A 15,357-nucleotide genomic window follows, 5' to 3' on the forward strand; every position below is an offset into this window, starting at 1 on the left:
GACCCGTGCCCGCCCGGCCGGACACCGGGGCGTGCGCCGCCCCGGGAAGGGCCCGGGTTCGTCCGACGGCCCGGCCGGGGCCGTGCGCGGCGGATGAGGAGGGCACGGGCCGGGCGGGCACGCCGAGGGGCGGGCACACGGTGGTGTGCCCGCCCCGGCGCGGCGGCCGTCCCGGCGGTCAGCCCAGGAGGGAGTCCCAGCGGCTGCCGAGGTCGGCGGCGCCGGCCTCGGTCAGCGAGCCGTAGACGTTCAGGCGGGCGATGCCGCCGTCGGGGAACACGTCGGTGCGCACGTGGGTGACCGTGACGGGGGAGTCCAGGACGAAGCGGTGGGCGCTGTCGGGCTGGAGCCGGGTCCGGCCCACGATCTCGAACCAGGCGTCGGGGTCGTCCGATCCGGCGTCCCGCCCCATGACCGTCACCCAGCCCGCGGAGTTGCCCTTGAGGTAGGCGGTGTCGATCTCCAGGGCGCGGACCGTGGCCTGGGCGGTGAGGCGGAAGCGCACCCAGTCGTGCCCGGTGTCGCGGCGGCGGCGGTTCTCCCAGCCGTCGTCCATCTTCTGGGAGCGCCCGGGGAGGATGATGTTGTTGGGCGAGGAGTAGAAGCGGTCCGAGGCGTCCTCGACCGTGCCGCCGTTGACCAGGGCCGCCAGGTCGAAGCCGCCCAGGGAGGCGAGCCAGGCGGGGTCGGCGACGGGTTCGCCGTACACGCGCAGGCGGGCGACCCCGCCGTCGGGGAACTGCTTGAGGCGCAGGTGGGTCCATCTGCGCTCCAGGGCCACCGCGAAGTCGTTGGCGGCGTGCCCGTGGACGGGCACGCGGGGCACGATCTCGGTCCACTCGGCGGCCAGGAGCTCGTCCGTGGTGGGGGTGCCGGTCAGGTGGGCGGCCTCGACGGAGACCTCGGTCGGGTGGTTGCCGCGGAAGTGCGCGGTGTCGACGACCAGCCCCCGGACGACCCCGGGGAGGCCGAGGCGGACCAGGGCCCAGTCGTGGTCGTCGGCGGCGGGGTGGGGCTGCTCGGCGCCGGTCCCGCGGCGGCGCCTGGTCTCCCAGCCGTCCATGACCTTGCCCTTGTGCCCGAACGCGTGCGGGTCGAACTGCGCCCGGTCGGGCTTGAGGAGGTTCTCGCGCTGGGCGAAGAACTCGTCGTTGGCGGCGACCACGCCGCCCCCCAGCCGGCGGTCGGCGAGGTCGACGAGGCCGGAGAAGTCGTGTTCGCCGTCCCGGTAGTCGGCGTAGGGGTCGCCGCCCGCGTAGGGCTGGGCGTTGTAGTCGCGCGGGTCGAAGGGGCGGCCTTGGCTCATGTCTCTCCCGGGTTGCGAGGTCGTCGGACGCTTCCCAGCGTCCCAGGAGGAACCGGTAACTTCCAGCGAAAGTTTATGACCACACTGTTCAGTTGTGCTGAACGGTGGAGCTGCCGAGCCCTCCGGCGGTGTCCGCCAGGGCGCGCAGCACCACGGCGATCCGCGGGTGCTCCCCGGCCCCTGAGCGCACCGCGGTCACCACGTGGCGGCGCGGCTGGTCGGAGTGCGGGACCCGCAGGCTGACCCCGGGGGTGTCGCCCGTCGCGGCGAGGCGGGGGATCAGCGCGACGCCCAGCCCCGCGGCGACCATGTCGAGGATGGCCCGCCAGTCGGAGGCGACGTGGGCCTGCTCCGGGACGAACCCCGCCTGGGCGCAGGCGGAGACGGTGATGTCCCGCCAGGGCCCGGACGCCCCGTAGATCCAGGGCTCCCCGGAGAGGTCGCCCAGGCGGAGGGCGCGGGCGGAGGCGAGGCGGTGGTGCGCCGGCAGGGCCACGTCCAGGGGGTCGGTGAGGAGTTCCCTCCGGTCGTAGCGGCCGTCGTGGGCGGTCGGCGCCTGCGCGGCCAGGGACAGGCCGACGTCGATCTCCCCCGCCGAGAGGAGGTCGTAGACCTCGGCGGCGTCGGCCTGGTGCACCTTCGTGGTGAGACCGGGGTACTCGCGGCGCAGGGCGTGGAGCGCCGGGACCACGAGGCTGGGGATGGCGGTCGCGAACGCGCCGACGCGGACGTGCCCGATCTCGCCGCGGACGAAGCCGTCCAGCTCGGCCTCGGCCCGTTCCAGCTGGGCCATCACGATGTCGGTGTGCCGGAGCAGCACGTGGGCCGCGTCGGTGAGGCGGACCCGCCTCCCGTGCGCCTCCAGCAGCGCCACCCCCACCTGGTGCGAGAGGGAGGAGAGCTGCTGGGAGACGGCGGACGGCGTCATGCGCAGCGCCTCCGCGGTCGCCCGGACTGTCCCGAACTCCTCCAGGGCGCGGAGGACGCGGAGTTTGCGGAGGTCCCAGTCGGTCACCCCACAGGAATACCATTCAGCGCTCCTGAACGGAACGCGCGGTTCTGTGCGCGACGTGGGCCGGACACGGCCCCGTGGCGGAGCCGGCGTCCCGCGGGCCGGGACGCCCGTGCCCCGGGCGCCCCGTCGCGGGCGCGGCCCTCCCCGGGCCAGGCCGGGGCGGGGGCCGGGCCCGGGGAGGGGCGCCCGCCGCCCCCGCCGGAGGGCGGGGGCGGTCCGGGAGGCGGGTACTACGCCCCCGCCGGGGCCTCGGGTTCGCCGTCGCGGTAGACCGCTCCGGCCTGGTCGGTGTACTTGGCCTCGCCGGGGCCGGCGCTGCCGATCTCCTCCTGGTCGATCCGGGTCGGGGCCTTCGCCCCCGAGTCGCGGCCGAGCACGTTGAAGCAGATGTTCAGCAGGATGGCGGCGACGGCCGCGCCGATGATCCCCGAGTGGGCGACCAGCTCCACGGACTCGGGGAGGAACGCGTAGAAGGTCGGATAGGCCAGGGGGATGATCGCCACGCCGACGGAGGTGGCCACCAGGACCAGGTTGAGGTTGTTGGTGAAGTCCACCTTGGCCAGGGTCTTGACCCCGCTGGCGGCCACGCTGCCGAAGAGCACGAGCCCGGCCCCGCCCAGGACGGGGGCGGGGATCGCGGCCATGACACCGCCGAGCACGGGGAACAGCCCGAGCGCGACGAGGATGAGCGCGCCGGTGGCGACCACGTACCGGCTGCGCACCTTGGTCAGGGCCAGGAGGCCGATGTTCTGCGCGAACGAGCTGGTGGGGGTCGCGCTGAAGATCGGGCCGATGAGGGAGCCGCTGACGTCGGCCCGCAGGCCCGCGGAGATGCGCTTGGCGTCCACCTCGGAGCCGGTGATCTCGCCGACCGCGATGATGTGGGAGGCGCCCTCGGTGAGCACCACGAGCATGATGACGCACATGGTGACGATCGCGGCGACCTCGAACCGGGGGGCGCCGAAGTAGAACACCGAGGTGGGGTCGAAGACGATGTCGGCCTCGCCGACGCGGCTGAAGTCGGCCATCCCGAGGGGCAGGGAGACGAGGGTGCCGACGACCAGGCCGATGAGGATGGACAGCCGCCCCCAGATGCCGGGCAGCACCCGGGAGCCGACCAGGATGACCGCCAGCGTGAACCCGGCCAGGGCCAGGTGGGACAGCGGCGCCGCGGGGGCCGCGGTGCCGTCCTCCGCGGTCCGTGCGGCGCCGTCGACGATCCATCCGGCGGCCACCGGCATCAGGCTGACGCCGATGACGGTGATGATGGTGCCGGTCACGATCGGGGGGAAGAAGCGGATCAGCTGCCCGAAGAACGGCGTCAGGACCAGGGCGAAGACCCCGGCGGCGAGGGAGGCGCCGAAGGCGACGGGCAGGTTCTCCCCGTCCTGTCCGGCGGCCAGGGCGGTGACGGCGCTGACGGGGACGAAGGAGCTGGCCACCACGATCGGCATCTGGGCGCCGAAGCGGCGGTGGCCCACGGACTGGATGAGGGTGGCGATGCCCGCCACCAGGAGTGCGCCGCTGACGAGGATCCCCATGGAGGCGGGGTCGTTCGCGAGCCCAGCGGCGCTGCCGATGACCAGGGCCGGGGCCACCGCGCCGGCGTACATGGTCAGGATGTGCTGGAGCCCGTAGACGAACAGCAGCCGCGCGGGCAGCTTCTCGTCCTCGGGGCGGGTGGGGGGTGTGGCGTTCGTTCTGGCCGAGTCCTTCGCGGACGGACTGTTCGACATGGCCGGTTCCAGCCTTTGCGCTTGGCGGCCGCCTCAGAGGGGGCCTGGTTCTCGGGCGCGTGGCCCGGTGGTGTCGCCCCGGTCGGGCGACCCGCCGCCGTGCACGCCGGGGTGCGGCGTGCGGCCCGTCGCGGAGAGCGGGCCAGGGGGGACGGCGGAGCCCCGAGCGGGGCGGGGGCCGGGGCCCGGCCGCACAGACGGGCCCCGGCGCGGGGGTGGCTACAGGAAGCCGGGCACGGTCTTCCAGGCGTTGCCGGGGGCGGGGGCGTCGTCGCGTTCGACGGTCGCCTCGATCTTGCCGTAGGGGCGGTCCGCGGCGAAGAACACCTCGTTGGGGTTGTCCAGGCCGAAGGGCGAGAGGTCCACGAGGAAGTGGTGCTTGTTGGGCATGGAGAAGCGGACCTCCGCGATCTCCGGGTGGCTCTTCAGCACCGAGCGGCCCATCTCGTACAGCGACTGCTGGAGCGCCAGGCTGTGGGTGTTCGCGAACGCCTCCAGCATCAGGGCGCGCACCGACGCGTACACGGCGTCGTAGTCGTGGTCCACGCCGACGTACCGCCAGCGGGCGCTGACGTCGGTCGCGAGGATCCGGTCGGTGGTCTCCTGGAGGGTCGTGTACCTGGTCTTGGGGTAGCCGTGGAACTCCGACCCCGTGGACTTGAGGACGGTGAGCCCCTCCAGGCCCGAGACCACCCACTCGCCCTCGGCGTCCTTGGTGACGACGGTGGTGCGGGTCTCGCCGCCGCGCCGGGAGAAGGCGTGGTCGTGGGGGCCGTCGGGGGTGGTGATGCGGTCCCAGGCGTACTCGTGGATCTCCTGCCGGGCGCCGTCCACGTAGTCGTGCTCGCCGACGAAGTGGCGGGCCAGGCGCAGTGCGAAGTCCTCGATGGCGCCGACGCCGCCCCACTCGCGGGCCTTGGCGTAGACGGTGTTCTTCTGGGTGTCGGTCGGCAGGCAGGTGGTGTTGTCGCCGAGCGTGTGGACCGTTTCCAGGTCGCCCCGCAGCTGCGAGGTGACGTTGACGTCCTTGATCCGGTGGACGTCGGTGTCGCGGTTGACGTGGACGAGGCGTACCTCGGCCTTTCCGTACTGGTTCTCTCCGAGTCGGATGCCCATCAGGGTTGAACTCCAGGGTTGTGGATATTCGTCATCGTCGCGCCTGTGCGCAGTACGTACGAGGGAGGACCGCTGTGGTCATGCGGAAGGACCTGTCACGCACTCGAAGAAGCAGGTGTCACACCTTGGCCGGCTGAGGTTCCGTGTCGGTCGCTCCTTTCCGTTGCGGGGCCGCGCCCGGACGGGCGGTGCCGGGAGGCCGGGGCGTCCGAGGGCGGACGCCCCCGGGGCTAGGAGCCCCGGTAGGTGGAGTAGGAGTAGGGGCTCAGGAGCAGGGGCACGTGGTAGTGGGCCTGCTCCTCGGCGAGGTCGAAGGTGACGGTGACCTCGGGGAAGAAACCCGTCCGGCCGTCCGCCGCGAAGTAGGCGGCGGTGTCGAAGACGAGGCGGTAGGTTCCGTCGGCCAGCCGCTCGGGGCCCAGGTCGGGGACGCGTCCGTCGTCGTTCGTGCGCCCCTCGGCGACGGTGCGCCAGGACGTCCGGCGCTCGTCGGCGGCGTTCTCCAGGCGGACGGGGACGCCGCGTGCCGGAGCGCCCAGAGCGGTGTCCAGGATGTGGGTGGTCACGTGGCTCATGGGTTCCCCAGGAGTTTGGCCAGGCGGAGCCCGGCGATCCGGCGGAGCTCGTCCGCGACGACGCGGAGCTCGGTGGCGGTGTCGTTGCCGAGGCGGGCGACCAGGTCGGCGAGGAGTTCGCGGCTGGAGCGCCCGCTGGCGCAGACGAGGTAGATGTGCCCGAACCTGTCCTCGTACTCACGCTGGGCGTGGGCGAAGATCCGCTGTACGCGGGCCGAGGCGTCGTCGGTGTCGGCGGCGAACGCGGACTGCTCCCCCCGCGACCACCGCGCCTCGGTGCCGGTCCCCTCGGCCTTCTCCCCGATGCGGGGGTGGCGGGCGAGGGCGGTCGCGACCTCCTCGGGTGTGATGGCGCGCGCGTGGTCGTCCGCGCCGCGCATCAGCTCGTCCCGGTCCCGGAAGGGCGCCAGGGCCGCGAGGGACGCGACCCAGCGGTCCACGTCCAGGCACTGGGCCAGCCGTGCGCGCAGCTCCTCCCCGGTCAGGGCGTTCAGTTGCTCCAGGCCGGGGTCGGAGCCGCGTCCCGGCTCCTCCGGCATGGTCTCGGGCATGTGCTCTCCCGTGGCTCGGCCGGTCGGCCCCCCGTGGGCGGGGGAGCTGAACCGACCAAGGATTTTCGTAGTGCAGACGGCCAATTCCGTATTGCGGATTGGGGGGACTCTAGTTGATGGCGGTGTGACCTTGTCAACACTCAAAAGGTCCATATCGCGAAAGACGACCGAATCTGTACACCCGCACGAAGGGCCCCCCGTGTCCACCCGCCGTGCCTGGGGTGCATGGGTCTCGCGGGGTTGAAGTGGTTGCCCTGCCGTGCATCCGGCGGGTCGGGGCGGTTGACAAGCCGGGGTGACCGGCCGCACACTCATGACATTCCTCAAAACGAAAACTACTTTCCACAATGTGAAAGTAGAAGTTGGAGGCAATGCATGAGCCACTCACTCCGCTACACGGTGAACTGCTCCCTGCTGTTCACCGAGCTCCCGCTCCTCGAACGCCCCCGGGCCGCCCGGGACGCCGGTTTCGACGCCGTCGAGTTCTGGTGGCCGTTCGAGAGCCCGACCCCGCCCCAGGACGAGGTCGACGCCTTCGTCCGCTCCCTCGACGACGCCGGCGTGCGCCTCACCGGCCTCAACTTCTTCGCCGGCGCCCTCCCCGGGCCCGACCGGGGCGTGCTCTCGCACCCCGCCAGGGCCGAGGAGTTCCGCGCGAACGTCGACGTGGTCACCCGGATCGCCGAGCGCACGGGCACCACCGGCTTCAACGCCCTCTACGGGTTGCGACTGCCGGGGACCGACCCCGCCGAACAGGACCGGGTTGCCCTGGAGAACACCCTCGCGGCGGCCGGGGCCGTCGCCCGCGTCGGCGGCACCGTGCTCGTCGAGCCCATCAGCGGCTCGGCCGGCTACCCCCTCACGACCGCGGCCGACGGCCTCGGGTTCGTCGCCCGGGCCCGGGAGGCCGGGGCCCCGAACGTCGCCCTCCTCGCGGACCTGTACCACCTCGTGGTCAACCGGGACGACGTCTTCGCCGTGGTCCGCGACCACGCCGCGGAGTTCGGCCACGTCCAGATCGCCGACTCCCCGGGCCGGGGCGAGCCCGGCACCGGACGCCTCCCGTTCGACGACCTCCTCCGGGCGCTCCGGGACGGCGGCTACACCGGGCTCGTCGGCCTGGAGTACAAGCCGACCGTCCCCAGCGCCAAGAGCTTCGACTGGCTGGTCTGAGCCCCCGCCACCCTTTCCGCGGCGACAGCCGCGGCACGACCGAGACACGAGAGGGACAGCGATGCCCGACACCGAGATCGCCTTCATCGGCCTGGGGATCATGGGCCTGCCCATGGCCGTCAACCTGGTCCGCGCCGGCTACACCGTCACCGGCCACAACCTCACCCCCGAGCGCGTCGACGCGCTCGTCGCGGAGGGCGGACGCCGCGGCGGCGGCGTCGCCGGGGCCGTCACCGGGGCCGACGTCGTCATCACGATGGTTCCCGACTCCCCGGACGTGGAGGAACTCCTCCTCGGCCCCGGGGGCGTGTACGAGAACGCCAAGCCCGGCACCCTCGTCATCGACATGAGCACCATCCGCCCCGACGTCTCCCGGGCGGTCGCCGAGGCCGGGGCCGAACGCGGCCTCCGCGTCCTGGACGCGCCCGTGAGCGGAGGCGAGGCCGGGGCCGTGGAGGCCAAGCTGTCCATCATGGTCGGCGGGGCGCAGGCCGACTTCGAGGCCGCGCGCCCGATCTTCGACGTCCTGGGCACCACCCCGGTCCTGGTCGGCCCGAACGGGGCCGGGCAGACCGTGAAGGCCGCCAACCAGCTCATCGTCGCGGGCAACATCCAGCTCCTCGCGGAGGCGCTCGTCTTCCTGGAGGCCCACGGCGTCGACACGGAGTCGGGCCTGGAGGTCCTCGGCGGCGGGCTCGCGGGGAGCACGGTGCTCCAGCGCAAGGGCAGGGCCATGCGCGAGCGCGACTTCACGCCGGGGTTCCGCATCGCCCTGCACGACAAGGACATGCGCATCGTCACCGACTCCGCGCGCGCCGCGGGCGTCGCGATCCCGCTCGGCGCCCAGGTGGCGCAGTCCGTCGCCGCGCTCAAGAACCAGGGGCACGGCGGGCTCGACCACTCCGCGCTCCTGATGATCGTCCAGCAGCTCTCCGGCCGGTCCTAGCCGACCTCCCAGGAAGGCCCCGTACCGCAGTCCCCGGTGTTGGCCGCACCCGGGACACCGCAGGCGGAGCCGACCGCACCAGCACCCCTAGCACTGAAGGGTTCACCCGTCATGGCACAGATGCCCGTGATGAACGCCGTCGTCGAGGTCCTCAAGGACGAGGGCGTCGACATCGCCTTCGGCTGCCCCGGCGCCGCGATCCTCCCGCTCTACAAGGCGATGGAGGAGGTGGGCGGGATCGAGCACCTCACCGTCCGCCACGAGGAGGGCGCCACCCACATGGCCGACGGCTGGTCGCGCACCACCGGCAGGGTCGGCGTGGCCATCGGCACCTCCGGGCCCGCCGGCACCAACATGATCACCGGCCTGTACACGGCCATCGCGGACTCCGTCCCGATCGTGTGCATCACCGGCCAGCAGCGCACCGACCTCCTGGACAAGGAGGGCTTCCAGGCGGTCGACATCGTCGAGATCGCCAAGCCGGTCACCAAGTGGGCCGTGCAGATCAAGGAGGCCGCGACCGCCCCGTGGATCTTCCGCGAGGCGTTCCGGATCGCGCGGGAGGGCCGTCCCGGGCCCGTCCTGATCGACATCCCGGTGGACGTCGCCCAGAAGCTGATCGAGTACGACCCCGCGATCGACGCACCGCTGAAGGTCAACACGGTCGAGCCGCACCTGCCCCGCGTGGAGCGGGCGCTGGACCTGCTGCTGGCCGCCGAGCGCCCGCTGATCCTCGCCGGGGGCGGGGTGATCCTGGCCGAGGCCTCGGCGGACCTGCGCGAACTCGCCGAGTACCTGCGGGTGCCGGTGCAGGTCACCCTGATGGGCAAGGGCTCCTTCGACGAGGACTCGCCCCTGTACTCGGGTATGACCGGTGTGCAGACCTCCCAGCGCTACGGCAACGCGTCCTTCCTGGAGTCGGACCTGGTCCTGGCGGTCGGGGCGCGGTTCGCCGACCGCCACACGGGCCAGATCGACGTCTACCGGGGCGACCGCACGTTCATCCACGTGGACATCGAGGCGACCCAGATCGGCCGGGTCTTCGAGCCGGACCTGGGCGTGGTCTCCGACGCGCGGCTGTTCCTCCGGGAACTGCTGGCCGCGGCCCGGCGCAGGGGGGCCACGGCCCGGGTCGAACCGTGGATCGACCGGATCGGCGAGCTCAAGGCCACCCTGACGCGCCGCGAGGACTTCGACACGGTCCCGGTCAAGGCGCCGCGCGTCTACAAGGAGATCAACGAGGTCTTCGACGAGGACACCTACTTCGTCACCGCCATCGGCCTCTACCAGATCTGGGGAGGCCAGCACCAGAAGGCGTACAAGCCGCGGCACTACCAGATCTGCGGCCAGGCGGGACCGCTCGGCTGGGAGATCCCGGCGGCCATCGGTGTCCGGAAGGCGCTGGCGGCCACCGAACCCGACGCCGAGGTCGTCGGCATCGTCGGCGACTACGGCTTCCAGTACATGGTCGAGGAGCTCGCGGTCGCGGCCCAGTACGACGTCCCCTACGTGATCATCATGCTGAACAACGAGTACCTGGGCCTGATCCGCCAGGCGTCGATCCCCTTCGGCATGAACTACCAGGTGGACGTCCACTACGACGAGTACGGCACCGACAACGTCAAGCTCATGGAGGCCTACGGCTGCTCGGGGCGCCGGGTGTGGGAGCCCGGGGAGATCCGCGAGTCCCTGGAGTGGGCCCGCAAGGAGGCCCGGTCCACCTCGCGGCCGGTGCTCGTCGAGATCATGATCGAGCGCGAGGCCAACACCCCGCACGGTCCCGCGATCGACGCCGTCAAGGAGTTCGAGCCGGTTCCCGGCGCCTGACGCCCGGGGCCCCGGGAGATCCCCGGGGCCCCGGGAGATCCCCGGGGCCCTTCCGCGTCCGCCGGGTCAGCCGCAGTACGCGGCCTCCTCGCCGATGATCCGGTACGGGCAGTCCGCGTAGTCGAGCAGGCGCAGCACGGCCTCCTCGTTGCGGGCGGTCTCCCTCTCGATCACCGACGAGGGCGGGTAGAACCCGCCGCCGGCCGCGCTGCGGGGGTACATCTCGTACGTGAAGTTCACGATCCTCTGGTCGCCCCACAGCCAGTCGTTGATCGACCCGTCGGTGACGTACAGGTCGCTGGACTGCTGGGGGGTGTAGCCGTTCGCCTCGGCCATGTGCTCGCCGAGCGCCGCGTGGGTGTCGTACTCCTCCCGGGTCATGCCGTTCGTGACGTCGTCGTAGGTGTGGCCGAACGGCCAGAGGATGAGCTCGCTGTAGGTGTGGAAGTCGATGGCGGTGGTGATCTGCTGCTCGCCGCCGACCACCCGGCCGCGCACGAAGTCGGCGACCACCCGGACCTCCGGCGCCGACTCCGGCGCCGGGCCCCGGTAGGTGATGCTGCTCGGGTTGCCGGACGAGCCCCCGCAGCACCCCCATTCGTAGGCCCAGTTGCGGTTGAGGTCGGTGCCCGGCGACGAGGAGCCCTCGTTGGGCTGGCGGTTCTTGCGCCAGTTCCGCCAGGTGCTGCCCGCCATGTCGTACTCGCTGCCGTCCGGGTTGACGTTGGGCAGGATCCAGATCTCGCGGTCGTCGACCAGGTCGGTGATCCGGGGGTCGCCGCCGTAGCCGTCGGTGAGCAGGCGCATCAGGTGGACCGCCATCTCGACGGTCAGGTGCTCGCGGGCGTGCTGGGCGTGGACGAACAGCACCTCGGGCTGGTCCTCGTCCACATCGACGTTGTCGCTGATCTTGACCGCGAGGAGGTCGCGCCCCTCGTGCGACCGGCCGATGACGGACCGCGCGGCGATGTCGGGGTGGGCGGCGACGACCTCGTCGATGACGCCGACCAGTTCCGCGTAGCCGGTGTAGCCGGGGTCGGGGTCCGCGAGGGGGACGGGGACGTCGAACTCCTCGACGCCGTAGCCCAGCCCGCCGATCTCCTCGGCGTCGTCGGGGGTGGCGGTGACCAGGACCGATTCGTCGCCGACGTGGTCGATGGCCGCGCCGGTCGCGGCGATCTCCGTGCGGTCCTGCGCCGAGGTCGCGCCGCGGACCTCGTAGAGGCCGTGGACGGGCTCGGCGGACGCGCCGCTCGTGCCCAGGAGCCCGAGGACGAGTACTCCCACGGCCGCGGGAACGAGGATTCTTCTGACGGGGGTGCTTCCCACGATGCCTCCAGCGGGGGTGAGGCTGCGGATACGTGGCGTCATTGCAGAAGAAATCGGCACAATCTGTCAATATGGCTAACTTTCCGTCACCGATGTGGCGGATCGCCTTGTTTGCCCGCTCCGGCAGGTGAAGCCCGCTTCGGTCGCGGGGGGACCGGGTATCCCGTGGCCGGATGTGGCCACGCCGGCGGACCGCGCTCCGGGGCCGTGTGTCGCGGGCCCCCGCTCCTCCGGAGCCCCCCGGTGGACCCGCCGCTGCGCCCCGCGGGGGCGGGAACGAGAGATCCCGCCGACGGTACCGGCCTCGCCGCCACCGCGGCTTACGCGTACTCGGCGCGGTCGGCGGCGGCCTCGGGTGTTGGCCGCACCCTGGGTCCCGTCGGCGGGACTCGAACAACCCCCCTAGCACTGAAGGGTTCACCTGAAATGGTACAGACCTCTGTGCGATATCTCGAAGTCGAGGTACACGTAGCGGTCGCGCGGCCCGGCCCTCGGCGGCGTCCCATTCGCGCACGTCGTGTCGTCGCAGGTACGTGACTTGCATCTCGACATGTGGACGCAGGGTACCGGGGTTCTCCGGCCGTCTGCTAGCGTGATCACCGTTATGCTGCGCGTGCTGCTCCTCCTTAGCGGCCGCGGCGGGGGTCGTTAGACGGTCGGCTCCCTCGCCGCGGGACTTCGGCTTGCTCCTGGTCGACCAGACCACATGCACGAACCACCCCGAGGAGACACCGCGATGGTGCCGCAGCAGAAGACCAGCCCCATGCCCTTCCACCGGTACAAGCCCTTCGCCCCGGTGGACCTGCCGGACCGCACCTGGCCGTCGAAGACCATCGACGCCGCCCCCCGCTGGCTCTCCACCGACCTGCGCGACGGCAACCAGGCGCTGATCGAGCCCATGGACCCCGCGCGCAAGCACGAGATGTTCCGGCTGCTGGTCGAGATGGGCTACAAGGAGATCGAGGTCGGCTTCCCCTCCGCGAGCCAGACCGACTTCGACTTCGTCCGGTCCCTGATCGAGGACGGGCTGATCCCCGACGACGTGCAGATCTCGGTGCTGACCCAGGCCCGCGAGGACCTGATCGAGCGCACCGTGCAGAGCCTGGTCGGCGCGAAGCGCGCCACCGTGCACCTGTACAACGCCACCGCACCGACCTTCCGCCGCGTGGTCTTCCGGGTCGACCGGGAGGCCTGCAAGGACATCGCCGTCCAGGGCACCCGCCACGTCATGCGCTTCGCCGAGCAGTACCTGGACGGGACCGAGTACTTCGGCTACGAGTACTCGCCCGAGATCTTCATCGACACCGAGCTGGACTTCGCCCTGGAGGTCTGCGAGGCCGTCATGGACGTGTGGAACCCCGGGCCGGGCCGCGAGATCATCCTGAACCTGCCCGCCACCGTCGAGCGCTCCACCCCCAACGTCTACGCCGACCAGATCGAGTGGATGAGCCGCAACCTGTCGCGCCGCGAGCACGTCGTGCTGTCCGTGCACCCGCACAACGACCGGGGTACCGGCGTCGCCTCCGCCGAGCTGGCGGTCATGGCCGGGGCCGACCGGGTCGAGGGCTGCCTGTTCGGGCACGGCGAGCGCACCGGGAACGTCTGCCTGGTCACCCTGGGCATGAACCTGTTCAGCCAGGGCGTCGACCCCCGGATCGACTTCTCCGACATCGACGAGATCCGTCGCACCGTCGAGCACTGCACCCAGCTGCCGGTGGCCCCCCGCCACCCGTACGGCGGCGACCTGGTCTACACCGCCTTCTCCGGCTCCCACCAGGACGCGATCAAGAAGGGCTTCGCCGCGCAGGAGGAGGCCGCCGGGGCCGCCGGCGCCCCGGTGGACGAGCACACCTGGGACGTCCCCTACCTGCCCATCGACCCCAAGGACGTGGGCCGCAACTACGAGGCGGTCATCCGCGTCAACAGCCAGTCCGGCAAGGGCGGCGTCTCCTACATCATGCAGCGCGACCACTCCCTGGACCTGCCGCGCCGGCTCCAGATCGAGTTCTCGCAGGTCATCCAGAAGTTCACCGACGCCGAGGGCGGGGAGTTCGCGGCCGACCGCATCTGGGAGATCTTCTCCACGACCTACCTGGCCGACCAGGGCCCGGTCGCGGTCCTGGCCCACCGCTCCTCCACCGACGGTGACGGCACCTACCGGATCGAGGCCGACGCCCGCGTCAACGGTGAGATCCGCGAACTGTCGGGCACCGGCAACGGCCCCATCTCCGCGTTCTGCGACGCCCTGGCCGACGTCGACGTCAAGGTCCGCGTCATGGACTACGTGGAGCACTCCATGGGCGAGGACGGCGACGCCCGCGCCGCCGCCTACGTGGAGGCCGAGATCGACGGCCGGGTCGTGTGGGGCGTCGGCATCCACAGCAGCATCACGACGGCCTCGCTGAAGGCCCTGTGCAGCGCCATCGCCCGCGTCTGACGGACCGGTGCTCCCGGGGGGCCGGGGCGGCGCGGCAGCGCCCGCCCCGGCCCCCCGGCCGCTGCCGCACGCGGAGGCGGGACGCCCCTCAGAGAAGGCCGAACGGTCCGGGGTCGGGCAGGCCCCGGGCGGCGCACAGATCCCGGTGCGCCGCGGTCAGCTCGCCCAGCGGGACCGCTCTGCGGGAGGCGGCGGCCGGGTCCGCCGGGGTCTGCTCCCCGGACCGGGGCCGGGGCCGCACCGCCAACCCCTGTCCGAGGCCGAGACCCTCCACCTCCTCGCGCCAGCCGGTCCAGCGCAACCCCTCGTAGAACCCCTCCAGGTTGCCCGCCAGCATCCACAGCAGCCACGAGGAGTACGTGGTCTCCATCGGCTCCCACCGCAGGGAGTCGGGGGCGAAGTACACCATCTCACCGGGCCTGCCCGGGTGCTCCGCACCCTCGGAGCCCGGCCCGTTCAGGGCGAACACCCCGCCCAGCACGTCGTGCCCCACCACCAGCCGCAGCGGCGGGCCGAAGACCACGGCCGCGCTCAGGTCGTTGACCTCGCCCAGCCCCCGCAGGTCGGGGCCGCCCCCGCCGTGCACCCGCAGCCAGCCCCCGTCGAGCACCAGGCCGCCGCACTCCAGCGCCATCGCGCCCAGGAAGGACCGGGCGGTCACCTGGAGCCGGTGCAGGCAGGTCCGGCCCGCGACGGGGTCGACCGGCAGCACGCGCACCGGCGCGGCGCTGCCGGCCAGGCGCTCGGTCAGGACGGGCCAGGCGGGCTCCTCGACCTCGACCAGCTCACTCAGTTCACGCATCGGGGGACCCCTCCGTCACACCGCGGGGTAGGCGCGGCGACGGACCAGGTTACAGGGCGGCTCCGACGGTCCAGGAGGGGACGTGCTTGCGGAACCCGTCCGCGCAGGACACGAAGCCGCACGCGCGGTAGAACGCGTGCACGTAGGCGTCGCCGGCGGCGAGCAGCTGGATCCTGTGGCAGCGGGCGCGGCGCGCGAGGCGCTCCGCCGACCGGATCAGGGAGCGTCCCGCACCCGAGCGCCGGTGCCGTTCGGCGACCACGAGGTTCTCCACGAGCATCACCGGCCGCCCGTCCCGAAACGTCCAGGGCACCACCAGGCAGTCCACCGTCCCGGCGACGATCCCGTCGCGCTCGTGGACCAGCAGGGTCCGCCCCTCCTGGCCCGAGACCTCCGACCAGATCCGCGCGGCCGAGGCCGCGGTGAGGGGCGGGGCGTCGGGGGGCAGTTCGCCGAGCAGGGACAGCACGGCGTCGAGGTCCTCGGCGGTCGCGGGCCGCGTGACAGGGGGCACCGGGCCAGGGTAGGGCGCGGGAGAGCCGTG

13 protein-coding genes are annotated in these 15,357 nt (G+C 72.3%); 4 read left to right on the forward strand and 9 right to left on the reverse strand.

Annotated elements, in window-relative coordinates; genetic code table 11:
• Window positions 1-178 precede the first annotated feature (178 nt).
• The 6 genes from alc to uraD form a co-directional block, all read right to left on the reverse strand.
• The gene (gene alc, locus ACFQBR_RS01185) at window positions 179-1,306 is read right to left on the reverse strand and encodes an allantoicase (RefSeq protein ID WP_344185167.1); all 1,128 of its coding nucleotides are present in this window, start codon (window positions 1,304-1,306) and stop codon (window positions 179-181) included.
• 88 nt (window positions 1,307-1,394) lie between these two features.
• The gene (locus tag ACFQBR_RS01190) at window positions 1,395-2,321 is read right to left on the reverse strand and encodes a LysR family transcriptional regulator (protein WP_344185166.1); all 927 of its coding nucleotides are present in this window, start codon (window positions 2,319-2,321) and stop codon (window positions 1,395-1,397) included.
• Window positions 2,322-2,551: 230 nt separating this feature from the next.
• A complete protein-coding gene (locus ACFQBR_RS01195) occupies window positions 2,552-4,057 on the reverse strand; it encodes a nucleobase:cation symporter-2 family protein (protein WP_344185165.1) in 1,506 nt (501 codons plus the stop codon).
• Window positions 4,058-4,276: 219 nt separating this feature from the next.
• The gene (gene pucL / locus ACFQBR_RS01200) at window positions 4,277-5,173 is read right to left on the reverse strand and encodes a factor-independent urate hydroxylase (protein WP_344185164.1); all 897 of its coding nucleotides are present in this window, start codon (window positions 5,171-5,173) and stop codon (window positions 4,277-4,279) included.
• A 230-nt stretch (window positions 5,174-5,403) separates the two neighbouring features.
• A complete protein-coding gene (uraH, locus tag ACFQBR_RS01205) occupies window positions 5,404-5,748 on the reverse strand; it encodes a hydroxyisourate hydrolase (protein ID WP_344185163.1) in 345 nt (114 codons plus the stop codon).
• Window positions 5,745-6,299 (reverse strand): 2-oxo-4-hydroxy-4-carboxy-5-ureidoimidazoline decarboxylase, encoded by a 555-nt coding sequence (gene uraD / locus ACFQBR_RS01210; RefSeq protein WP_267945969.1) that lies wholly within the window; start codon window positions 6,297-6,299, stop codon window positions 5,745-5,747. Before uraD ends, uraH begins: the two co-directional genes overlap by 4 nt.
• A 375-nt stretch (window positions 6,300-6,674) precedes the next feature.
• On the opposite strand from uraD, the gene ACFQBR_RS01215 reads away from it, so the two are divergent.
• The 3 genes from ACFQBR_RS01215 to gcl all read left to right on the forward strand — a co-directional run bounded on the left by ACFQBR_RS01215 (window position 6,675) and on the right by gcl (window position 10,245).
• Window positions 6,675-7,472, forward strand: coding sequence for a hydroxypyruvate isomerase family protein (locus ACFQBR_RS01215; protein WP_344185162.1), 798 nt, complete (start codon window positions 6,675-6,677; stop codon window positions 7,470-7,472).
• Window positions 7,473-7,533: 61 nt separating this feature from the next.
• Window positions 7,534-8,418 carry a 2-hydroxy-3-oxopropionate reductase gene (locus tag ACFQBR_RS01220; protein ID WP_344185161.1) on the forward strand — a complete coding sequence of 295 codons (885 nt, stop codon included), beginning with the start codon at window positions 7,534-7,536 and terminating at the stop codon, window positions 8,416-8,418.
• Window positions 8,419-8,529: 111 nt separating this feature from the next.
• Window positions 8,530-10,245 (forward strand): glyoxylate carboligase, encoded by a 1,716-nt coding sequence (gene gcl, locus ACFQBR_RS01225; RefSeq protein ID WP_344185160.1) that lies wholly within the window; start codon window positions 8,530-8,532, stop codon window positions 10,243-10,245.
• A 66-nt stretch (window positions 10,246-10,311) separates the two neighbouring features.
• Here gcl and ACFQBR_RS01230 read toward each other — a convergent pair whose 3' ends face one another.
• A complete protein-coding gene (locus tag ACFQBR_RS01230) occupies window positions 10,312-11,574 on the reverse strand; it encodes a M14 family metallopeptidase (RefSeq protein WP_378551759.1) in 1,263 nt (420 codons plus the stop codon).
• A 736-nt stretch (window positions 11,575-12,310) separates the two neighbouring features.
• Between ACFQBR_RS01230 and leuA the strand changes: the two genes are divergently transcribed.
• Window positions 12,311-14,011 carry a 2-isopropylmalate synthase gene (gene leuA / locus ACFQBR_RS01235; protein ID WP_267945964.1) on the forward strand — a complete coding sequence of 567 codons (1,701 nt, stop codon included), beginning with the start codon at window positions 12,311-12,313 and terminating at the stop codon, window positions 14,009-14,011.
• A gap of 88 nt (window positions 14,012-14,099) precedes the next feature.
• Here leuA and ACFQBR_RS01240 read toward each other — a convergent pair whose 3' ends face one another.
• Window positions 14,100-14,813, reverse strand: coding sequence for a DUF2625 family protein (locus ACFQBR_RS01240; protein ID WP_344176175.1), 714 nt, complete (start codon window positions 14,811-14,813; stop codon window positions 14,100-14,102).
• Window positions 14,814-14,862: 49 nt separating this feature from the next.
• Complete coding sequence (locus tag ACFQBR_RS01245; RefSeq protein WP_344176178.1) at window positions 14,863-15,327, reverse strand: GNAT family N-acetyltransferase; 465 nt, start codon at window positions 15,325-15,327, stop codon at window positions 14,863-14,865.
• Between the last annotated feature and the right edge of the window lie 30 nt (window positions 15,328-15,357).

Origin of the sequence: Nocardiopsis tropica, from assembly GCF_042660575.1 — a bacterium.
Classification (GTDB): Bacteria; Actinomycetota; Actinomycetes; order Streptosporangiales; family Streptosporangiaceae; genus Nocardiopsis; species Nocardiopsis tropica.